Below are 23,875 nucleotides of genomic sequence, written 5' to 3'. Positions count from 1 at the left end.
TAACTGGTAATTGGGAAGTCAAGGTTAGAGTTGATGATGGTATCTATTACCTATTACCCTAAAATTCCACCGACAACGAACCAATCACAGTAAACGGCGCACCGACTTGAATTCCACTCGTACGACCCCCAGCGTTAGAAGCGACAAAGTGATTAACATCAAAAATATTTCGGAAATTGAGCGCCACGCGGTAGCGATCGCGTTGATAAAATATTGCCGCATTTGTGAGGAAGTAATCGCCCAAATTGTAGGTATTTTCTAAATCGCCAAGACGATTTCCGACGTAATTGAATCCAACACCGAACCCTAATCCTTGTAAGTCACCTGTTTGAACTGTATAGGTTGTCCACAAGCTTGCACTGTGTCGAGGAACATTCACTAACCGATTACCAGTAGGAATATCAGTATCTTGTGTCACTCTAGCATCGGTATAGGCGTACGCGGCAATCAGATTCCACCCAGGTAAAAGTTCTCCTGTCAAGTCAAGTTCAACTCCTTGGCTGCGTTGTTCGCCTGTCGCAACTGAAAAATCAGGATTCACAGGATCACTCGTCGCTACATTCTGTTTTCTAATGTCGTAGTACGCTAGTGTGGCAAATAACCCAGGATTGAGTTCTGCTTTGACACCAACTTCCCAGCCTTCGCCGCGTTCGGGTTCTAAAAAATCACCTGTGACTGTAGTGACTGCATTAGGATTAAATGATCGCGAGTAACTACCATAAAGCGAAATTGCGGGAATTGGTTGATAAACTAAACCAATACGTGGCGTGAATGCATCATCACTTTGGGTAACTTCTGAACCTTCTTCGTTAGTAAAGCTAGGATTTTGTTCGCGACGTTGTTCTACAGTGTCATAGCGTATCCCTGCGAGTAGCTTTAAATTGTCGAATAAATCAATTTGATCTTGTAAATACACTCCCAAGCGATTTTGGGCGGTGAAGTTATCAACTAATGTAGGTAATTCTGCGATATCAGGTCTAGGAGTTGCTCCATAGACGGGATCGAAGATATTCAGTGGAGAAATAGGCGGCGTAAATTGCCCAAAGAAATTCTCAGTTTGACGGCTGAGATCTACGCCAAAGAGCAATGTGTGACCGATCGCACCTGTTGTAAATTCACCAACAATGTTCGTTTGTAGCGAGTATGTTTGAAAATCTAAATCGCGAGTTTGAAACGAACGCAGCAAATCGCCTGTTTCCTCGTCAAAAATAGTCGGAAAATAAAAACTAGCAAAATAGCTTTGATCGAAATAGCGAAAGGCGTTTACAAGTCGCCAATTTTCATTAAAGCGGTGTTCGAGTAGATACCCTGCATTTAAAAACGTCGTGTCGCTTTCGTCAGCAGGTTCGTTTGTAATGCGATCGCGGGGAACATCAACAACACCATCACCAAACGCCACTAACCCAAAATCTAGCGGTTGCTTATCGTAAGTAAACCCTAAATCAAACGTGATATCGGTGCGATCATCAATTTCCCACGCTAAGACGGGTGCGAGGAAAAAGCGTTCATAATTTTGGTCAAAACCACGAAACCCACTATCGTTTTGCACTAAGGCATTAAAGCGATAGCGCAAGTTCTCCTCAGTCGTCAGAGGACCCGTAATATCAATTCGTGGGCGAAAAAAATCACGACTACCAACTTGAATTTCTGCTTCATAAAAAGGTTCTGCTAGCGGCTGTTTGCTGACAACGTTGATCGCACCACCAGGTTGAAGATCGCCAAACAAGATGGAAGCAGGACCTTTGAGAACTTCGATTTGTTCTAAACCGGCGGTTTCAGGAACTGAGCGCAAATTTCCATACTGGCGAAAACCATTGCGTAAAACTGGTGCATTGGAAAACCCGCGGATGGTAAAGTTTGTAAAGTTCCCAAATAAATTATTGGAGGTAACGCTACTAACATTGCGTAGCGCTTCATCGAGTTGCGTCACTTGTTGTTCGCGCAACACTTGTTGGGGTACTACCTGAATCGACTGCGGAATATCGCGTAAAGGTGTCTCAGTACGAGTTCCTGTTACCGCATCAGGAACAAAATATCCTTGTTGGAGTTGTTCTCCGGTTACTGTAATAACAATTTCTTCATCTTCTTCATTCTGTGCTTCGTTTAGACTGTAAACAACGTCACCTGTACGTAGTGTTACAGCTTCTGTTGGTAATGCGCCATCCCCCAGGACACTGACTTGAATTGTGGAAGTATCAAGTTGGGTAACGCGCACACTCGCAATTTGTTCGGTGGGGTTGTTTGCAACAAATTCAGAAGTCTCAGGAAGTGCCAAAACTGCATTGGGAATATCCGCAATTAGCGTGTTACCTTCAATCCGGAAAGTTTCGGGATCGACTGTCAGTAGCTCGTCTTGAGTTTCTAAGATAATTTCTAACCCTTGATCTGTAGTTAGGATCTGTATATTTGTGACTTGTACAGGCGATTCATTTTCTGTTTCTTCAATCTGCGCTAGCCACTCTTTAACCGTTGTCGCAGGAGATTGAGAATGCGATCGCGCTTCTTCTAATTCTGAAAATGTTTGTGCTTGAGCAATTTGAGCTACTAATATCGATAAGATACTTGCGAGTGTCAACGCAAGCGATCGCTGCAAAGATTTCATAGATTTCCTCACACGCCAACCGACGTTTATAAAAATGAAAAGAGTAATTTTGAGATTAATGAATTTGCTTGAAATGCTTCACTATCTAGCTAGCATTTTTATTAAGTAAAGTATAAAACTGTACTCAAAGATAGAGGAAAAGTCCTCAATTGTACTGAAAATGATTCAGATTTAGCTATTTGGATTCGACAGAACACTGAACTGCGATTCTATTTTCGATGACACAATAAACCAGTTGCACAACACATTCCACACTCATAGACAATACGCCATAGCACTATCAAAGTTCAACTGTTGAAAGGTTTTGTCAACAGTTCTAGTTAAGATTAAAATGCTAATTGCGTAAAGTCAACACTCAATCTTGTTGTGTGCTGCATAATTTCTGAAAATGAGTCTATGAAGAAAAATACAATATCTTAAATAATATGGTATACATTATATGTTAGTTTGATTTACATTACTTCATAATGAATACTGCTTTAGAGGGCTGAAACTCGCTTGCGAAAAATTAGTATATGATATAAGCTTTTTGTAGCTTAATAGAAATTGTTTTTGATAAAAACATGACTCATTGTTTAGTCGATGCGAGTGCTTGAGACGACTAAGTAGGTAATGAGGCGATCGCCCCAGCCATAGAAACGCAGCATTGGTACAAACAAAAGCATTTACCCAAGTCAAATTGAACTAACGCACGTCAACTTTCGTTTGCATCCAGAGGTATTTGATTGGATAGGTTAAAGGCAATGGATACGCTCAAAGCGATTCTGATTGATTTCGGTATTCCAGAATCCGCAATCCGTGAAGACACATTATTATACGGACACTTACAGCTTGACTCGGTTGAGACAGTTAGACTTGCTCTAGAACTAAAGCGCCGCGTTGGTATCGATTTGAAGTTGGGAACTCGTAACGATATCACTTTGGGTGAAATTTGCCATCAAATTGCAGCGATGTTACCTGCTCAATCATCGTAATTTGTAAGGAAATTTGAAAAAAGATGGAAAGTGTTTCTGCATTACCGAAAATCTTTAACATAGCAGCTTATTTTCTAGACTTGGCGCAGCAACGCGGTGAAAGGATTGCCTTTTATTACCAAGATCAATTCTACACGTATGCTCAAGTGCGCACTTGGGTGCAACGGATAGCAAAACTACTTGCTGAACTAGGGCTAGATCGCGAAAACCGCATCGCGATTCTTTTACCGGATACGCCCGAATTTGTCTTTACATTTTGGGGTGCAATTTGGCTAGGAAGCTTACCAGTTCCCATCAATACAGCTTGCACGGCGGATGACATTCAATATATTTTGCAAGACTCGCGTGCCAAAATTTTGGTAACAACACAAGCTTGGTTAAATAACCTAGGAAAGATTGAGTCGCCATTTTTGCAACATGTTCTGACGATCGACGGCGATCGCCCGTTAATGTCTTTAGTCGTACAACAAGGTGATTCCATCGCTTGCGCAGCAACCTCACCTGAAGAACCCGCATTTTGGCTATACACATCAGGAAGTACAGGGCGACCCAAAGGTGTTATTCACCTGCATCAAAGCATGGTAGTTTGCGCCGAACTATATGGCAAAGGAGTTTTAGGCTTACGCGAAAACGATATTATCTATTCGGTAGCCAAGATGCCCTTTGCGTATGGATTAGGCAATACATTGTATATGCCTATGGCAGTCGGTGCGGCGGCGATTCTTTCGGATGCGGCGAATGCGTTTGATGTTATCGCGGATATTGAAAAGTATCAACCAACAATTTTGTTTGGTATTCCTGGGATTTATGCTGGTATCTTAGCTGTGCATGAAATTGCGCCGCTGAATTCATCGTCATTGCGGCTGTGTGTCTCTGCTGCGGAACAACTACCGAAAACGATTTGGTTGAAGTGGCGACAAACGCACGGTATGGAGATTTGCGAGGGAATTGGTACGACTGAGTTATTGCATATTTTTCTATCAAACACTCCTAGTGAGTGTCGTCCAGGAACTTCAGGACGTCCAGTACCAGGCTATGACGTTCAAGTCGTTGACGAACAGGGAATTCCTACGCAACCTGGTGAAATTGGTTACTTGCAAGTGAGTGGCGAAAGCTTGATGTTGGGGTACTGGAATCGTTTGCGCGAAACTCGCAACGCGCTTTACGGAACAACAATGCAAACCGGAGATAAATACGTTTGCGATGCAGATGGTTATTTTCGGTTTATGGGGCGCAAAGACGACTTTTTTAAAGTCAACGGGATGTGGGTGTCACCGTTTGAAGTTGAGGATGTGTTACTTCAGCATGAAAGCGTATTAGATGCGGCTGTTGTTCCGGAAGCACAGAATGAGCAATTAACTCGGGTAACTGCCTACGTCAGTCTCAAAGCAGGTTATGAAGCCTCCAATGATTTAGAAAACAGCATTCGTCAGACGCTGAAGGCGCAACTACAGTCATTTAAAGTGCCTAAAACCATTCATTTTCTCAAAACGATACCGCGCACGCCTACTGGTAAAGTGCATCGTCAAGCATTACTCAGAAACACATTAGTTGAAGTGAGTTGAAGTTGGAATCTCATCCTATTTCAAACGAGAACTACGACTAATTTCTTCTCTGCTTTCTCATTAATCATTCTAGGTATTGATCTATGTATCAGGTCGTCAGCGATCCGCTGGTTTATCATGAGTTGTTTGTTCCTGTGCAAAAAGATCCGCAATGCTTGTTGCAAACATTGTTGAATCTTGGGCTTTCTAGCTATATGCTCTACCAAAGCGAGCAGGAAACTCGTATTGCTGGTAATGCCTTGTGCAGTATTGCAGTCAGTTTAGATGCTGTTGTATGCAATCGCCTCGGACAAACGCAATCGCAACCGATAGGCGAGCCACTTAAGCAAGTCGAGTCGATCCTCGCGTCTTTACCGATTGAAGATTGGACAGCGTATGGTTACATTAGTTTCGATCTCGCGCGTTTTTACTATCCCTATACCAAGGCGATCGCGCAGCCGTTACTTTATTTTGTGATTCCGGAAACCGAGTTACATATAACAGCAAAAGGTATTCGCATCCGTAGCGTTAAATCGCTAACCAAAATTCTCGAAGCTTTATCAGTTAATAATTCAACGCGAAATTATACAGCGACGCCGCCAGAAGTTGATTTTAGCGATCGCACGCCTTATCAAACGCAAGTCGGCAAATTAATTCAAGCTATTCAAGCAGGAGATCTGCACAAAGCCATCCTGTCGCGTTCGGTGCAAGTTCAGGGTGAAATGGATGTGCTAGGAACGTATTGTTTAGGTGCAAAAAGTAATAACAGCGCGCGATCATATTGTTTCGAGTTCGACAACGTCCGCGCTGTCGGATTTAGTCCGGAAATTTTGATGAAAGTCGATGGCGATCGCATTATCACCAATCCTCTCGCCGGAACTCGACCCCGCGCTGAAAACGCCCAACACGATCAAAAGTTATATCGCGAATTGTTTACCGATGCTAAAGAAATCAAAGAACACGCGCTTTCAATTTGGCTAGCACAAGCGGAAATGGCAGCGTTTTGCATCCCTGATACGGTGCAAGTTTACGATTTTATGCAAGTTAAACAATACCGCTGCGTGCAACATCTATCATCAAGAGTTGGCGGTCAACTTAAACCTGGGAAAACACTTTGGGATGCTTTAAAAGTTTTGTTTCCTGGAATTACAGTGTCAGGTATTGATAAATATCGCGCCTTAAAATGGATTGACGCTTTGGAAGCCGAACCAAGGGGAATTTATGCTGGGGGTATTGGTTGGGTAAATAGTTGCGGAATGGCAGATATTGCGATCGCGATTCGTTCGGTTTACCAATACGGTAATTCGATTCATTTCAACGCTGGTGCGGGAATCGTCGCCGAGTCGATACCGGAAAATGAATATTTAGAGTCGGTTAACAAGATGAATACGATGTTGAGTCATTTAGTTTTGCGATCGCGTGCTTAACGAGGGGCAATTGCGTTTATTCGTGATCGTGATCGGGTAACAGATCTTCGGCGTTGCGCAGCGTAGGGAATGCAAAACCGCCCACACCGATTAAAACCATACCAAGCGAAATCGTGATGTACAACAGTGCAATGCCAGCGCCGGAACCTGTTCCAACTAGCGGTGCAAATATCGATGCTGTCCAGCTTCCTGAAGTCATCATCAGTTCCAATTGGTCAGCTAGAGGTCCTGCGATTAAACTTGCTATTGCACCCACAATCAAACCGACGGTGTGCGCAGCTGCTAAAACTCGCCCCTGAATATCTGGCTTAACCTTGGCATACCACACTGCATAACTCGAACTATACACGAGCGGAATATTCAATGCCGCAAAGAACTGCGCGCCAATCCACACACCAGGTACACGCCCTAATCCTAAGATCATACTACCGATGCCAGTGCCAACAAACCCCAGCAACATCCCGCGGACTTGCCGCTGAAATCCACTGAAAATGCTTAAACCCACTGCCCCAACCACACCGCCGATACCCGCTGCAATAACAACAGTACTTAATACCTGCGCACTGCTACCTGTGCGTGCCAGAATTAATGGCTGATACAAGGTTTCGCTCATGTGGTAGGTAAATAAAAATAAGCAGAAAACTATGGTCATTGCTCGTAGGCTGGGTCTAGCCAAGATGTAGTGGATACCCCATGTCAGTTGTTTCCAAATTGTTTTACTTGTAAGTGCTGTGGCTTCTAAATCAAACGTCTGGGGAATGTGGACTAAAAATACGGTAAAGATTCCCACTGCAAATGTGGCAATATCAATCGCAATAATGCCGAGCAAACCGATTGTGGGATAAAAAAGACCGACTAAAGCTGGCGCAACGATCGCCGAACTATAGTTGACGAGAGTCTTCAGACTGCTAACGCGGGCGTAGTGCTGCTTGGGCACAATTGATGAAATCGAGGCAGTAAAAGCTAGGGTCTGAATTTGTCCGCAGCAGCCGTAGGCAATCGCTAAACTATAAAGATGCCAAAGTTGCAAAGTTTGGGTTGAGTACAGTAGCCCAATCAAAATCGTACACAGCGCTACAACTACATCGCTGAAAATCATTAAGTACTTGCGACTGAAGCGATCAATAATTAACCCTGCAAACAGCGCAATCAAGATTTGCGGTAGCTGAAAGAAGAAACTAATCAGCGCGATCGCCGTTGTTTCTTGTGTTACTTGCCAAATCCAAATTGTGAGCGCAAATTGGGTCATTTCTGTTCCAATTGCAGATGCCATCTGCCCGCTCCAGAGAATTGTGAAGGTACGCACGGTAATATCGTTTGGGTTTAAGGTTGTTGCATTGGGGTAAGCAGAGGAAGCAAAGGAGAATTGAGGATGAAGAAAATTGCAAATCGCTCAAGCAGCGATCGCACAACAATTGCATTCGCAGTATATAATACTTGAAAACTATTGCTACTATTTTGCAGTAAATTTTTCTAAACCTCGCGCTGAAATATTTAAAAATTGCTGGTATTTTAAAAAAATATTGCCCCAATCCCTCAATCTCTGGATACGCAGCAATCAACTCTATAACACAAGTCTTTACTTAGAGTTTGCAAAATTTTTGTCATCTTAGCTTGTCTCAGAGAAAAACCTGTGGTAGTGTTGAGTTTTCTTGAGAATATTATTCAACAACTCGTGAAGAGTTTGCTATGATAACGCCATCGGTCGGTATTCGCTCACTGGCAATTAGTTTTCCTCAGACAATTCGCACCAACGACTACTGGTTGGAAAAATTTCCTCAATTAGGCAATCAAACGCAACGACAAGCTAGGCTACCGCAGCTGACATCGAGCGAAAATGGACTTGATATTTGGTTACAAGAAGTCACCCCGTATTTGGGCGATCCTTTTAGGGGTAGCGTTGGGCGGCGCGTGTTAGCACTCAACGAATCATCACTGACGCTAGAATGTCGTGCGGCACAAGACGCACTTTCATCGGCTCAACTAACAGCCGATGAGGTTGATTTAGCGATCGTTGCTTCACTCTTTCCCGATACAGTAGGTCCAGGGCTAGCGGCTTTACTAGCAAAGGAACTAGGATTGCGTTGCCCTGCTTGGAATCTAGAATCAACTTGTGCGAGTGCGTTGATTGCGTTGCAAACGGCTCAAGCATTCATTCAAACAGGAGTCTATCATCGTGTCTTAATCGTTGTTTCGCATATTGGCTCGCGTTGTGTAAACGACGAAGATACGCTTTCATGGTCGATGGGTGACGGTGCGGGGGCATTCGTTGTAGGTTCAGTCAAACCAACACAAGGCATTCTCAGTACCAAAATAGTATCGACATCTACAACGTATGGAGCCTACACACATGAGTTAGTTGTTGATACTCAAGGTAAACCGCGTATTCAAACTCGTACCGGAGAAAACGTGAGTAGCTTAGCCGAAACGGCAGTTGATTGTATCCGCCATTGCTGTCAAGAAGCACTCAGCACAGCAGGTGTCAGCCTCGATCAAATTAGCGTGTTTGCTGTCAATACACCCACTGCTTGGTATGCGAGCGTTTGTGCCAAAGCACTCAGTATTGATCCGCAGCGCGTGATGAATCTTTACCCGCTATATGCGAATATAGGTCCGGTATACTCGGTTGCCAATCTTTATTACGCTGTAACCACAGGTAAGCTTTGCGAAGATGACTTGGTATTGGTATACGCTAATGGTGCTGGGGCGACTGCTGCGGCGACTGTTATGCGTTGGAGTGATGTTGCCATAGCTGCAACAGACGATTCATCAAGTCTTCCACAGCAAACGACAACAGTAGTAGCAACACAACCGCATTGGGATGCTGTGCGATTACCAGCTGCTGTTAACCCAGAAGAGCGCTATGCCTTTCTAGAAACTTATCTCTGCGATTGGTTAGCACATTCTACTCAGCTTGCGTCGTCTCAACTTCATTCTCACGTCTTACTGAGTACGCTGCTTGATTCTTTACTGGCGATCGCTTTGCGCAGTCGCATCGAAAGTGATTTAAAAGTGCGAGTTCCAATGGAAAAATTCTTTGGTGAGACAACAATCGCCAATCTCGCGGAATTTTTACTCAATCAATTAATAGTGACAGAACTTGTTAACTCCAAAACGGCAACTTCTACATCAGCACGGGAAATCGTGAGTTTGTAACGTAGTTTGATTGGGGCTGACGGAAATTAAGCAGAAACGAACCACATAGGCATAGCCTTCCCGTAGAGTAGAGCCTTTAGGACACAAAGAAATAAGAACGAAGGATGCTGATCTGAGGACATGAGAGAAGCTCAATTCTATTGTCTTGTAAAGTTTGCAATGGCAAACGAGACTCCCGCACGCAATGCAAACCCTTACCCTGGCTAGCTTTTGAAAAATCTGACCTCCGACCTCTGACCCCTGCTATAGATATTCATAGTGCAATAAACATGAACCATTTGCATTCACTGCTGAACTTACTAGCAAACAGCGATATTAAATTATCAGTTGATGGAGACACGTTGCGCGTTGATGCTCCTCAAGGTAAATTGACAGCAGAATTACGCGATTTGCTCGTGCAACACAAAGCTGAACTTCTCGCACTGTTGCAGCAACACAGCAGTACACCCGTGAATGATTTGCCAGCGATCGCACCCGCGCCAGAGTTACGCTATGAACCATTTCCCCTCACTGATATGCAACACGCGTTTTGGATCGGGCGCAGTGGCGTGTTAGAACTCGGTCATGTCTCCAATCACGGTTATTACGAAATTGAGGGTCACAATCTTGATATAGATCGACTCAATACCGCGCTGCAACGCTTAATTGCGCGACACGATATGCTGCGAGCGGTGGTGCTACCCGATGGACAACAGCAAATTCTCAAAGACGTCCCCCCTTATCAACTCAAGGTTTTGAACTTAAGAGGACAAGATCGCGAAACTGTTGCGACGCAGTTAGAAGCAATTCGTCAAGAAATGTCGCATCAAGTTTTACCCGCCGATCAATTTCCGTTGTTTGACTTTCGCGCAACGTGTTTAGATGAGGAGAAAGTCCGACTACACATTAGCTACGATCTGCTTGTGTTTGACGCTTGGAGCTTATTTCGCTTATTTGAAGAATGGTTCGCGCTTTATCAAAACCCCGAAAGCACATTACCACCGTTAGAACTTTCGTTTCGCGATTATGTCCTTGCTGAGCAATCGCTTGTGCAAACACAACTTTATCAGCGATCACAAGCATATTGGCTCAACCGCATCGATAAGCTACCACCTGCCCCTAGTTTACCTTTAGCTAAAAATCCGAAAGAACTCAAGCAGTACCGTTGCCGACGCTACAACGCACGCATGGAACCCGCCAACTGGCAAAAACTCAAGCAAACCGCAACGAATTTTGGTCTGACGCCCACTGGAGCCTTACTTGCTGCGTTTGCAGAAATTGTAACCTTATGGAGTAATCCGCAGTTTACGCTGAATTTAGCCTTGTTTAATCGCTTGCCAATGCATCCCCAAGTGAATAATATCTTGGGCGACTTCACCTCGGTAACGCTTTTAGCTGTAGATAACTCAACGAGTGAATCGTTTCGCGATCGCGCATTGCAAATTCAAAAACAACTTTGGCAAGACTTAGAACATCGTTACTTTAGTGGCGTGCGCGTCACTCGTGAACTTACCCGCCGACAAGGTGGCGCACCAAATGCGTTACCAGTCATCTTCACGAGTACGTTGGGTTTTGCCGGAATTGGGCAGGATTTAACTTTCAGTCATTTTGGCGAATTAGTTTACGGTATTAGTCAAGCCTCACAAGCGTGGATTGATGTCCAAGTCTGGGAAGAGAAAGACACCTTGACTTTCAACTGGGATGTCGTCGAAGGTTTATTTCCAGAAGGGTTAATTGACGATATGTTTGCAACGTACAGCCGCTTTCTACAACAGCTGGCGACTGAAGAAGCAGCTTGGCTTGTGACAACCCGCGAACTTCCTACCCATCAATTAGCGCAACGCGATGCGATCAACGCCACCGATGCACCGATCCCGAATGTGCTGTTGCACGAACTATTTATCGATCAAGTTCGCCAAAACCCGAATCGCCCAGCGGTAATTACGTCGCAACGATCGCTGACTTACCAAGAATTGTGCGATCGCTCAACTCAAATTGCGCATCGATTGCGTTCTTCTGGTGCTGTTCCCAATCAGCTGATTGGCATTGTCATGGATAAAGGATGGGAACAAATCGTCGCAGTCATGGGCGTTTTGATGGCTGGTGCGGCTTACGTGCCAATCGATCCTAAACTACCGCCAGAACGCTTTGCGTATCTCCTCAAAAACAGCGAAGTCGAAATCGTGCTAACGCAATCGTGGTTGAATGACAAATTACCCTGGATTGAAGATATTCAGCGGTTGTGTGTAGATAATCTAGAACTTATTAATCCTCAAGAACTGCTCGCATCGGTGCAAACACCCGACGATCTCGCGTATGTTATCTACACTTCTGGTTCAACAGGTTTACCAAAAGGCGTGATGATTACGCACCGCAATGTAGCGAATGTGGTTATTTACACGAATCAACGATTTGGGGTAAGTGCGAGCGATCGCATTCTAGCGTTAACTGCACTCAATCACGATTTATCGGTATATGACATCTTTGGTTTACTCAGTGCTGGTGGTGCAATTGTTATGCCTGATGCGTGTTTAGTCAAAGATCCGCACCATTGGGCAAAGTTAATTGAACGCGAACAAGTAACTTTGTGGAACTCGGTTCCGGCGATGATGGAAATGTTAGTCAATAGTTTAGGCGATTCCTCAGCAACACTTTCGAGTTTGCGCTTAGCAATTTTAGGTGGTGATTGGCTACCAGTTTCACTACCTAACCGCCTCAAAGCGCTAGTACCAAATATCAAATTACTGAGTATTGGTGGACCAACAGAAACGACGATTTGGAATATTGGCTATGAGGTAGATACAGTTGATCCTACCTGGAAAAGCATTCCTTACGGTCAGCCGATGACCAATGCGAAATATTACATACTCAATCAAGCCTTAGAAGACTGTCCCGTTTGGGTTCCAGGAGAAATGTATTGTGCAGGCGTACAACTTGCTAAAGGCTACTGGAAAGACGAACAAAAAACAAAGGCGCACTTTATCACACATCCGCGCACAGGCGAACGACTCTATCGTACCGGCGATCTGGGTCGCTATTTACCTGATGGCAACATTGAATTTTTAGGGCGAGTTGATTTCCAAATCAAAATCCGCGGATATCGCATTGAAGCCGGAGAAATTGAAGCAGCGTTGGTGCAGCACTCAGGTGTTAAAACGGCGGTCGTCAAAGCTGTAGATGCAGCGCGTCTAGTTGCTTATATCGTACCGAGGACTACACCACCAACGGTTGATGAACTCAGTCAGTTTCTCAGCACCAAACTACCTGATTACATGATACCGGCGGTGTTTCTCTTTCTCGATGCGCTACCGCTATCAGCAAACGGCAAAGTCGATCGCAAAGCACTACCCACACCCGATGTCGCATCAACAACGCGAATGACATACGTGGCTCCCCAGACCAAAATTGAGCAAGCGATCGCCACTGTGTTTCAAGAGGTATTATCACTCGAAAAAGTAGGTGTGAATGATAACTTTTTTGACCTGGGAGCTAACTCTTTATTAATAACAACAATCTACAGAAAGCTAGCAACAGTTTTACCATCAGAAACTCAATCAGTTTCCCTCATTGATTTGTTTAACTATCCCACAATTAAAACTTTGGCACAGCGATTAAATCAAAATCAAAAAGTTGATGCAAATGAGCAACGCACTCATGTATCACAGAAAATAATTCAAGGAAAAAATCGAATTAAACAAAGGTTTGAAAAATCAAAAACCGCTTCAAAATAGATCGTTGAAAAAATGAATAGCTGAGCAAATGAATGCGCAGCTAAACAAAGTCAGATATGGACTTAAGACTGAAAATTTATTTTAGTGTGTGCAGGCACACTTTGTTTGTGTAATCATTGTGAGAAAGCAATATGAGTTGGAATCAAAATGGTTTAGAAATTGCAGTTATTGGATTATCTGGAAGATTTCCAGGTAGCAAGAATATCGCAGAGTTTTGGAACAATTTAGCAGCAGGAATTGAATTAGTTTCAACTTTTTCAGAAGAGACACAATCTGTAAATGCGATCGCAAAAGTCGGTGGAGTATTATCAGATGTCGATCAATTTGATGCGGCGTTTTTCGGTTTTAATCCGCGCGAGGCGGAAGCGATGGATCCGCAACATCGCCTCTTTTTGGAATGCGCTTGGGAAGCACTCGAAAATGCAGGTTACAGTACCGATGTGAATCAATTGGTTGGCGTATTTGCTGGCGTAGGGATGGGAACATATCTGCTGTATAACCTCAGTCCCAACCAAGACTTTATGGCATCGCGAGGGTTTCTGCAAACATTGGTGGGAGTCGACAAAGATTACTTACCTACGCGAGTTTCGTACAAATTAAATCTTACAGGACCGAGCGTGAGTGTCGGCACAGCTTGCTCAAGTTCTTTGGTAGCAGTGCATTTAGCGTGTCAAAGTCTACTCAGTGGCGAATGCGATATGGCTTTAGCGGCGGGAGTTGCGGTCAAAGTACCACAAAATGAATTAACGTTATCTCCCGATGAAATTGCTTCTCCTGATGGGCATTGTCACGCGTTTGATTGTCGGGCGAATGGTACAGTTGGCGGAAATGGCATTGGCGTGGTTGTTTTAAAGCGCCTTGAAGATGCGATCGCCGATCGCGACTGTATTTATGCTGTCATCAAAGGTTCTGCAATTAATAATGATGGTGCGCTTAAAGTAGGCTACACCGCGCCGAGTGAGGAGGGACAAACGCGCGCAATCCGTACGGCGCAAATGATTGCTGAAGTTGAACCAGAAACGATTTCCTATATGGAAACTCATGGTACAGGAACAACATTAGGCGATCCGATTGAAATTGCCGCAATGACGCAAGCTTTTCGCGAGTCCACCAATCAAAAACAGTTTTGCGCGATCGGTTCTGTTAAAACGAATATTGGACATCTCGACGCCGCAGCGGGAATTGCAGGTTTAATTAAAACGATTCTAGCGCTGCATCACCAGCAAATTCCTCCTAGTCTTAACTTTGAGACTCCCAACCCACAAATTAATTTTGCCGAAAGTCCGTTTTACGTTAATACTCAGTTACGCGAGTGGAAAACTAACGGTAATCCACGTCGTGCGGGAGTGAGTTCGTTTGGTTTCGGTGGTACAAACGCGCATATTATCTTAGAAGAAGCCCCTGTCTTACCAAAACAGACAACTCAGGGATATCAACTTTTAACACTGTCTGCTAAAACGGCGACGGCTTTAACGCAAGCAACGCTCAATCTGCGCGATCGCCTTTGTCAAGCACCTGACTTAAATTTAGCCGATGTTGCTTACACGCTTCAAATCGGTCGTCGATCTTTCGATTATCGGCGGATGATTGTCGCGCAAAGTGTAGAGGAAGCAATTCAAGCGCTTGAAGATCCGCAACGTATGGTTACAGGTTATACGCAAGGCGATCGCGCTATCGTTTTCATGTTTCCTGGACAAGGTTCGCAATACATAAACATGGCGCGGGAACTTTACAACAGCGAACCCTTGTTTCAAGCTGAATGCGATCGCCAATTTACCATCCTTGCACAACACAATATTGACCTGCGGCGTGTCATCTATCCTCCGGCAGAAGAAGCTCAAACAACGCAACTAACGCAAACTTCCCTCACTCAACCCGCACTCTTTGTTATTGAGTATGCACTAGCAAAACTATGGATGTCGTGGGGCGTTCAGCCGAGGGCGATGATTGGACACAGCATTGGCGAATATGTTGCGGCGTGTCTGGCTGGAGTTTTTTCGCTCGAAGATGCGCTGCGGTTAGTTACAGTACGCGGACAACTGATGCAGCAACAGCCTCCTGGTGCAATGCTTGCTGTTCATTTATCCGCCGCAGATGTACAACCATTTTTACACGCATCACTCTCACTGGCGGCGAGTAATAGCCCACACTTGTGCGTTGTTTCCGGAACAATTGAGGCGATCCAAAACCTAGAACGCGAGTTAACTGCCAAGGGAATTGAGAGTCGTTTGTTGCATACTTCCCATGCGTTTCATTCAGCGATGATGGAAGGCGTTGTCGAACCATTTTTAAAACAGTTCGAGTCGATTCGCCTTAACCTGCCACAAATTCCGTTTATCTCAAATGTAACAGGCACTTGGATCGCAGCCACAGCCGCAACAGATCCACAATACTGGGCGCAACATTTGCGGCAAACAGTCCAATTTTCGCAAGGAATTGCTGAACTATTAAACATTCCCGATGCGATTTTCCTAGAAGTAGGACCAGGATCGACACTTAGCACTTTAGCAAAACAAACTGCACCAAGCGTTTTTGCTTCCTTACCGCATCCCAAGGCACAATTAGGCGATCGCGGATTTCTTTTGCAAACTGTAGGAAAACTTTGGCTAGAAGGTGTTGCGATTGATTGGTCTAGCTTTTACGCACACCAGCAACGTCACCGCGTACCGTTACCGACGTATCCTTTTGAACGCCAGCGATATTGGATCGAACCACCCCAAGCTTCAAGCAGCGCGACAGTAACACGTAAAACTGATATTGCAGACTGGTTTGATGTCCCATCGTGGAAGCGTTCAACTATACCGCAGATTGTCAAAAGTCCTCAAAAACAATGTTGGTTAATTTTTGCCGATCACAGCAACTTAGCCACAGCGATCGCGCAACGCCTACAGCAACAAGAACAACAAGTTATTCACGTCTATGCTGGTGAAAGTTACAGTCACCACGATAATGTTTACACGATTGATCCAGGCGATCGCGAACACTACCAAACCCTGATCCAAGAAGTCCTTTCTCGCGCACAAGCCCCAATTATTGCGCATCTGTGGACGCTCGCAGAGCTTGCGTTTGACGAAGCACAAAAGCTAGGATTTTACAGTTTACTCTATTTAGCACAAGCCTTGGGGCAACATCAAAGCCCCACAATTTCGATTAATGTTGTTTCGAGCAACATTCAACAAGTCATCGGTACTGAGGATATTTACCCTGCAAAAGCAACGGTTTTGGGCGCGTGTCAAGTCATTTCGCAAGAATACGTTAATTTGACTTGTCGGCATATCGATGTTGTTCCGTTATCAGACATCGACCAAATTATCGCCGAAATGCGATCGCCTGCGGCTGAAATTCAAGTTGCTTATCGTGGCAATTACCGTTGGATTCCTACTTACGAACCACTGCGCTTAGAAACTGTTGAGCAAACAGCTTTGCGAACTCAAGGCGTGTATCTGATTACAGGAGGGCTAGGCGAAATTGGTTTAGCCGTTGCTGAATATCTGGCGCACACGGTTCAAGCCAAATTGGTGTTAGTCAGTCGTTCGCCGCTACCACCACGTCAAGATTGGGAACGCTGGCTCAAAAATACACAAAACACAATATCTGTCAAGATTAGAAAAATTCAAGCCCTGGAAGCGATCGGTGCTGAAGTTCTCGTTTTAAGTGCTGACGTTGCCGATCACGCGCAGATGCAAGCTGTCATGAGTCGCATCGAGCAAACATTCGGTCAACTTCACGGCATTTTTCATACCGCAGGTGTTGCAGGCGATGGCATTGTTCAACTCAAAACGGCTGAAACTGCGGCTGATGTGATGCGACCTAAAGTTCAAGGGACGCTGGTGCTGAGTCAATATCAACCGCTCGATTTTCTTGTGCTGTTTTCGTCATTAAGTGCGATTCAAGGCGGTGTGGGACAAGTTGACTATTGTGCGGCAAACTGTTTTCTCGATGCCTTTGCGCGATCGCATGCCAAACAACGCGTCATATCAATCAATTGGGATATGTGGCAAATCGGTATGGGAGCGCAAAAAATAACCGAACTTCCCGATTCGCTCAAGCAAGCACGTTTGGCAGCACTCAATACAGGTATTAGTCCCCAAGAAGGAATTGAGGCATTACATCGCATTCTGCAAAGTCATTGCACTCAAGCGATCGTCTCGCCGAGAGATTGGCAAACAATCTCCTTACAAGATCGCATTGAAGTTGATACTTCAGTTGATGTTGTCGATCCGCCATCCAATCATGCGCGATCGCTACCTACAGCTTATGTTGCTCCCAGTAACGAAATCGAGCAACAAATTGCCGCACTTTGGCAAGAACAACTTGGAATCGAACGTATAGGAGTCAACGATAATTTCTTCGAGTTAGGCGGACATTCATTATTAGCAGTAAGAATCGTATCGCGCTTACGCGAACTGTATCAAGTTGAATTGTCACTGCGGGTATTGCTATCCGAAGCGCCTACTGTCGCCGGATTAGCAAGTGTGATTACCGCACAATTGCAACCGGATGACTCGGATGAAATGACTCGCCTCCTTGCCGAAATTGAAAATTTATCCCTCGATGAAGTACAAGCGCAGTTGGCATCACAACAGAATTTGTAAACCGATTACCATTACCAATTACTAATGAAATTCAGTCTATTTTATTTCTCTGGTGATGGCTCCACCACCAACAACAATAAGTATCGTTTGTTGATCGAAGGCGCAAAGTTTGCTGACCACCACGATTTTGCAGGTATCTGGATTCCCGAACGCCATTTTGATGCTTTTGGCGGTTTGTATCCGAATCCAGCGGTAGCAGGTGCAGCGATCGCGATGGTGACGAAACGCATTCAAATTCGCTCAGGTAGCGTTGTTATGCCATTGCAAGATCCCTTGCGCGTTGCCGAAGAATGGTCAATGGTTGACAACCTTTCGCAAGGTCGCGTCAGCCTTTCGTTTGCACCAGGTTGGCATCCGAATGATTTCGTTCTTTATCCCGACAAGTACGCGCACAAAAAAGAAATCATGTGGCGCGATATTCAAGTTGTGCAGCAGTTGTGGCAAGGAAACGCGATCATCCGCAGAGGTGGTAATGGCAATGTCAACATTCACACCTTTCCTAAGCCGATTCAATCTCGTCTCCCGATTTGGATTACATCATTATCCGACGAGACATTTATCGCAGCAGGTAGAATTGGCGCGAACATTCTCACCTCACCGCTGTATCAAAGCCTCGATGAAATCTTAAATAAAGTATCGCTATATCGGCGATCGCTCGCGCAACACGGTCATGATCCACAGCAAGGTAAAGTTGCGTTGATGATTCATACGTTTATTGGCAGCGATATTGATGTTGTCAAAGCCAAGGTGAAACAACCCTTCAAAAATTACTTGAAAACACATTTCGACCTGGTTGTGAAATCTGCTGGTGATTTGCGCTTTTCGATCGATCCTCAAACGCTAACGCCGCAAGACCTCGATGACTTACTCGAATTTAGCTTCGAGAGTTATTTTAATGGCAAAGTTTTGATGGGAACTCCTGAATATTGCCGCAAGATGATTGATAATCTGCAACAAGCAGGAGTCGATGAAATTGCCGCGCTGATTGACTTTGGCGTAGAGTTTGACGCGGTGATGGAAAGTCTACAGACGTTGCAAGATATTAAGCGTCATTACGTGGCAAAGGGTGCAGAGGTGCAGAGGGAACTACAAATTACACGAGTATGTGAGTGAACAGAAACGTAACTTAAAGGCTGGTCATTAATTGGTAATTGAATTAAAAATCACCCCTCACTCGACTTCAAAAGGAATCGCGTATCGATGAATCATTCGCAACGAATTGCAGCACTTTCTCCAGAACAGCAGGCATTACTTCGACTACGACTGCAACAAAAGCAAGTCCAATCTCCACAACGCTTAACAATACCAAAGTGCAATCGACACGCTCCACTTGCTGTCTCGTTTGCGCAACAACGGATGTGGTTTCAAGACCAGTTAAGTATTAAAAGTGCAGTTTCCAACAATATCTCGATCGCTTTAACAATCACAGGTTCGCTTCAGGTAAATGCTTTAGCGCAGAGTTTGAAAGAAATTCTTCAGCGTCATGAAAGTTTGCGGACTACCTTGCAAACTGTCGCCGGAGAACTTACTCAGACGATTTTGCCTCTTGACAAATGGGAGCTACCTATACACGATTTGCGATCGCACTCTGTGGCTGAACGCGATCGCGAAGTTCAACAATTAGCAACAAAACAGGCTTGCACTCCCTTTAATTTAGAAACTGATCTGTTGTTGCGCGCGGCTCTACTGCGACTCGCTGATGCGGAATACGTTTTACTATTAACAATGCATCACATTGCGGTCGATGCTTGGTCACTGGGAATCTTTTTTCGCGAATTGAGCGCGCTTTATGCGGCATTTTCCCACAATCAACCTTCACCGCTAGCGGCATTACCGATTCAATATGCTGATTTTGCAGCTTGGCAGCGACAATCTTTACAAGGTAGTGTACTCGAATTAGCATACTGGAAGCAGAAATTACACAATGCTCCCGATTTATTGCAATTACCGTGCGATCGCCCGCGTCCTGCGGTTCAATCTTTCGCTGGTAGAACCGTATCATTTCACATATCGCAGTCAATAACCGCAGCACTCAAGCAGCGATCGCAAGCATCAGGTGCGACTTTATTTATGACGCTGCTAGCAGCCTTGCAAACTTTACTGTTTCGCTACACCGATCAAGACGATATTCTTATAGGTTCGCCGATCGCAAATCGTCACCAACCGGAAATTGAAAACTTAATCGGGTGTTTCATCAATACTCTCGTGTTTCGGACTGACTTATCAGGAAATCCAAGTTTTCTAGAATTACTGCAACGCGTGCGCGAAACTGTACTAGGGGCTTTGGCGCACCAAACCTTACCTTTTGAAAAGTTAGTCGATGAATTACAACTAGCGCGTTCCTTAAGCTACGCTCCATTATTTCAAGTAATGCTCGTTCTGCAAAATGCATTTTCGATTGAAAATATTGAATTACCAGGTTTGAACGTCGAGCATTCGCGCATCGATAATCACACAGCCCAGTTTGATTTAACTTTTCACCTTGTCGAGTCTGACACTGGACTCATTGGCAAACTAGAGTACAACACCGATTTGTTTGATGAATCGACAATCATTCGTCTATTAGACCATTTCCAAACTCTCCTAACCGGAATTGTTGCTAATCCTCATCAAACATTGTCTGCACTACCATTGCTAACTTTGGGAGAACAACAGCAGTTACAGGTGTGGAATCAGACAATAACTCCTGATTCTGATGCGTGTATTCACGAACTGTTCGCCGCGCAAGTGGAAAAAACACCCGATGCGATCGCTGTTATTAGTGGTGACGAACAACTCACATATCGCGAACTTAACCACCGTGCAAATCAACTCGCGCGCTATCTCCAAAAATTGGGAGTTAAACCAGAGTCTCTCGTGTGTTTGTGCGTTGAGCGTTCCATTCCCATGATTGTGGGATTGTTAGGCATTCTTAAAGCTGGCGGCGCATATTTACCGCTTGATCCAACTTATCCGCAGCAGCGTCTTGAGTTTATTTTATCTGATGCTCAAGTATCAATATTGTTAACGCAAAAATCGCTGGCTGCAAAACTTCCAAAAATCGCCTCAACGGTTTTTCTCGATACCGACTGGAAAATTGCTTTGGAAGACACCGCAAATGTCGCGTCTGCGGTTGTTAACCACAACTTGGTTTACGTAATTTACACCTCAGGTTCTACCGGACAACCGAAAGGAGTCATGGTTGAACATCGATCGTTGGTAAATTACACCTTAGCAGCAGTACGCGAGTATAACATTTGTGCAAGCGATCGCATTTTACAATTTGCTTCGATTAGCTTTGACGCTGCGGCGGAAGAAATCTTTCCTTGTTTAACACAAGGCGCAACGCTCGTTTTGCGCACCGACACGATGCTGAGTTCAATCGCAGGTTTTTTGAAAACTTGCAACGATTGGCAGTTGACAGTTCTCGATTTGCCTACAGCATTTTGGCATCAGATGATAACAGAAATGGTGTCACAAAACTTGCGGCTACCTGATCGCGTACGTCTGGTGATTATTGGCGGCGAACAAGCAGCGAGCGATCGCCTCAAACTCTGGCAAAAACAAGTTGATAAGCGTGTTCGGCTTGTGAATAGCTATGGTCCTACCGAAGCAACAATTGTAACAACAACCGTTGATTTATCCGCACTCGCAAGCGATTGCTGTGTGCTACCCATTGGTAAACCTGTTAGTAATACAAAAGTCTATATTCTAGACTCGGCTTTACAACCAACCCCGATTGGCGTTCCAGGAGAATTATACATTGGCGGACTCGGTGTGGCGAGAGGTTATCATAACCGACCTGATTTGACCGCACAGGCGTTTATCCGCGATCCTTTTAGTCATTCAGGTGCAATTTATAAAACTGGCGATCGCGTGCGGTGGCGCAGCGATGGAAATATTGAGTATTTAGGGCGAATTGATCGTCAAGTAAAAGTACGCGGTTTCCGCATCGAACTCGGCGAGATTGAAGCTTTACTTTCTCAACATCCGGATGTATGCGAATGCGTCGTCATTGATCGCGAGGATACAACAGGGAATAAGCAGTTAGTTGCGTATATCGTTCTCGCACGCAGTACCTCGACTACGTTAGACTTGCGGCGGTTTTTGGAAAAGGGATTACCTAAGTATATGCTGCCGGCAACATTTGTGTTAATAGATACCATACCACTAAATCCGAATGGCAAAGTAGACCGTCAGGCGCTACCTGTTCCTGATCCGGTAAGACCTGTAACCGCAACGTTTGTTGCACCGCGTACCGCAACTGAGACTGCGATCGCCCAAATTTTTCAGGAAATTCTCAACATTCCGCAGGTGAGTATTGAAGATGATTTTTTTGAATTGGGAGGACATTCGTTACTGGCGACAAAACTGATCGCTCAATTATCACGAGTTTTTCAGGTAGAATTATCGATTGTCGATCTCTTTGAATCGCCCACCGTAACGGGTTTAGCCGAACGCATCGAGAATCAAACGAAGACAGACCGCACGCTTAACTTTTTTGCAGTGGGGCGATCTCCACAAACTCCTGTACCTCTCTCGTTTTCGCAGCAGTACATTTGGCACATCCACCACTCAAGTACTACAGGTGCAGCACTCAATAGTTCTATTATTATCCGTATCAAAGACTCGCTTTCACCCGCAGTCGTAGAACAAAGTTTGCAGGAAATTGTGCGCCGTCATGAAATTCTGCGTACTGTTTTTACAGCAGTTGACAATCAACCACCGATGCAAGTTGTTTTACCGACGCTGCATTTGCCATTATTGTATGTTGATTTAGAGCACTTAGGGTTTGAAGTCCGCGAATCAGAAGCACTCGACTTAGCAATCAACATCGCGCAACCACCGTTTGATTTAACTTGCGCTCCTTTAATGCGGACTGCATTGTATCGACTCAGTGCAAGCGAACACTGGTTATTAATTACAATGCACCACATCATTACCGATGGTTGGTCTTTTAATTTACTTTTACAAGAATTACATACCCTTATTCAAGCTTTCTCTCACAATTTACCTTCGCCACTTCCAGAGGTATCGCTGCAATATGCAGACTTCGCCTTGTGGCAAAAGCAAGTTTATAACGAAAATGCGATCGCACAGCAACTTCAGTATTGGCAACGCAAATTAATTGATGAGGAAATACCCCAACAGCAGTACAATTCTTCTGTGCTCAAGAGTAAGCAAGCTAAACGCTATTTCACCTCTATTGCTGAAACACTTGTTGACTCAGTTAAAGCGTTGAGTCGTTCGCTGCAAGTGACAAATTTTGTTGTTTTACTCGCCGCATTAAAACTCGCTTTAGCAGCATGGAGTGGACAACGCGAGGTATGGATTGTGACGACGATTGGCAATCGCACTGTGCCAGAAACTGAACAAATGCTAGGCTGTTTTATCAACGATGTGATTTTGCGATCGCAATTCTTACTAGAGCAAACAGCAGCAACTTTCATCAAACAACTGCAAGCCAACGTCAACGAAGCAATTGCGCACAAGGAAGTACCGTTAGAATGGGTGATTGCTCAAACCAAGCGATCGCGCCCTGTTAAACTAATGGCAAGTATCACAATTACAGCTTCCGATGTAGGTGTTGAACGCATACCTTGTTGGGATGTGGTGCAAGTGCAGCAAGGGGATAATATTCCCTCAGAACTTTATGACGAAGACATTCCCCTCGAACTTTATGTAGAACTATCAAACACAATCAAAATTGGAGCAAATTACAGCATTGAGCAATATACAGCAACGCATATCGAACAGCTATTCACTACCTATCAAGAAATTTTAACTAAACTCGTTATTCCTAAAATCTCGCTTTCACATCTTTTAGCTTAGTGCGCCTGCGCGCACTTAGTTTCCATAGCCCTGATTTTAGTCGGAAGGCGTCTGCG

General features: G+C 44.6%; 10 protein-coding genes. 8 read left to right on the top strand and 2 right to left on the bottom strand.

Translation table 11 applies throughout. The annotated features are described in order from the left end of the window. Positions 1-58 precede the first annotated feature (58 nt). The gene (locus NIES1031_RS05145) at positions 59-2,602 is read right to left on the bottom strand and encodes a TonB-dependent receptor (protein WP_073548433.1); all 2,544 of its coding nucleotides are present in this window, start codon (positions 2,600-2,602) and stop codon (positions 59-61) included. A 743-nt stretch (positions 2,603-3,345) separates the two neighbouring features. Here NIES1031_RS05145 and NIES1031_RS05140 point away from each other — a divergent pair. From NIES1031_RS05140 to NIES1031_RS05130, 3 genes are all read left to right on the top strand, one after another. Next, positions 3,346-3,576 carry an acyl carrier protein gene (locus tag NIES1031_RS05140; protein WP_073548432.1) on the top strand — a complete coding sequence of 77 codons (231 nt, stop codon included), beginning with the start codon at positions 3,346-3,348 and terminating at the stop codon, positions 3,574-3,576. Between the two features lie 23 nt (positions 3,577-3,599). Continuing rightward, a complete protein-coding gene (locus NIES1031_RS05135; RefSeq protein WP_073548431.1) occupies positions 3,600-5,141 on the top strand; it encodes a benzoate-CoA ligase family protein in 1,542 nt (513 codons plus the stop codon). A gap of 83 nt (positions 5,142-5,224) precedes the next feature. Continuing rightward, complete coding sequence (locus NIES1031_RS05130; protein WP_073548430.1) at positions 5,225-6,547, top strand: anthranilate synthase component I family protein; 1,323 nt, start codon at positions 5,225-5,227, stop codon at positions 6,545-6,547. Between the two features lie 16 nt (positions 6,548-6,563). On the opposite strand, the gene NIES1031_RS05125 is transcribed toward NIES1031_RS05130, so the two are convergent. Further along, positions 6,564-7,853 carry an MFS transporter gene (locus tag NIES1031_RS05125; RefSeq protein WP_073548429.1) on the bottom strand — a complete coding sequence of 430 codons (1,290 nt, stop codon included), beginning with the start codon at positions 7,851-7,853 and terminating at the stop codon, positions 6,564-6,566. A 383-nt stretch (positions 7,854-8,236) separates the two neighbouring features. Here NIES1031_RS05125 and NIES1031_RS05120 point away from each other — a divergent pair, with 383 nt between their 5' ends. The 5 genes from NIES1031_RS05120 to NIES1031_RS05100 all read left to right on the top strand — a co-directional run bounded on the left by NIES1031_RS05120 (position 8,237) and on the right by NIES1031_RS05100 (position 23,819). After that, entirely contained in the window at positions 8,237-9,703 is a 1,467-nt protein-coding gene (locus NIES1031_RS05120; protein ID WP_073548428.1) for a 3-oxoacyl-[acyl-carrier-protein] synthase III C-terminal domain-containing protein, read from the top strand. Between the two features lie 269 nt (positions 9,704-9,972). Continuing rightward, positions 9,973-13,413 (top strand): non-ribosomal peptide synthetase, encoded by a 3,441-nt coding sequence (locus NIES1031_RS05115; RefSeq protein ID WP_073548427.1) that lies wholly within the window; start codon positions 9,973-9,975, stop codon positions 13,411-13,413. 131 nt (positions 13,414-13,544) lie between these two features. Further along, entirely contained in the window at positions 13,545-18,008 is a 4,464-nt protein-coding gene (locus NIES1031_RS05110; protein ID WP_073548426.1) for a type I polyketide synthase, read from the top strand. 24 nt (positions 18,009-18,032) lie between these two features. Next, positions 18,033-19,121: an LLM class flavin-dependent oxidoreductase gene (locus NIES1031_RS05105; RefSeq protein ID WP_073548425.1), complete on the top strand. Its 1,089-nt coding sequence runs from the start codon at positions 18,033-18,035 to the stop codon at positions 19,119-19,121. Between the two features lie 87 nt (positions 19,122-19,208). After that, positions 19,209-23,819, top strand: coding sequence for a non-ribosomal peptide synthetase (locus tag NIES1031_RS05100; protein ID WP_073548424.1), 4,611 nt, complete (start codon positions 19,209-19,211; stop codon positions 23,817-23,819). Positions 23,820-23,875 lie beyond the last annotated feature (56 nt).

The sequence above is a fragment of the Chroogloeocystis siderophila 5.2 s.c.1 genome (assembly GCF_001904655.1).
Classification (GTDB): Bacteria; Cyanobacteriota; Cyanobacteriia; order Cyanobacteriales; family Chroococcidiopsidaceae; genus Chroogloeocystis; species Chroogloeocystis siderophila.
Note: the sequence above shows the minus strand (reverse complement) of the source record. Positions and strands in the feature narration are given on the sequence as shown.

What these genes read in the sequence shown, in the direction of transcription:
- NIES1031_RS05130 (WP_073548430.1), top strand. Translation starts at nt 5,225, where the DNA reads ATGTATCAGGTCGTCAGCGATCCGCTGGTTTATCATGAGTTGTTTGTT.
- NIES1031_RS05115 (WP_073548427.1), top strand. Translation starts at nt 9,973, where the DNA reads ATGAACCATTTGCATTCACTGCTGAACTTACTAGCAAACAGCGATATT.
- NIES1031_RS05135 (WP_073548431.1), top strand. Translation starts at nt 3,600, where the DNA reads ATGGAAAGTGTTTCTGCATTACCGAAAATCTTTAACATAGCAGCTTAT.
- NIES1031_RS05105 (WP_073548425.1), top strand. Translation starts at nt 18,033, where the DNA reads ATGAAATTCAGTCTATTTTATTTCTCTGGTGATGGCTCCACCACCAAC.
- NIES1031_RS05100 (WP_073548424.1), top strand. Translation starts at nt 19,209, where the DNA reads ATGAATCATTCGCAACGAATTGCAGCACTTTCTCCAGAACAGCAGGCA.
- NIES1031_RS05140 (WP_073548432.1), top strand. Translation starts at nt 3,346, where the DNA reads ATGGATACGCTCAAAGCGATTCTGATTGATTTCGGTATTCCAGAATCC.
- NIES1031_RS05145 (WP_073548433.1), bottom strand. Translation starts at nt 2,602, where the DNA reads ATGAAATCTTTGCAGCGATCGCTTGCGTTGACACTCGCAAGTATCTTA.
- NIES1031_RS05120 (WP_073548428.1), top strand. Translation starts at nt 8,237, where the DNA reads ATGATAACGCCATCGGTCGGTATTCGCTCACTGGCAATTAGTTTTCCT.
- NIES1031_RS05110 (WP_073548426.1), top strand. Translation starts at nt 13,545, where the DNA reads ATGAGTTGGAATCAAAATGGTTTAGAAATTGCAGTTATTGGATTATCT.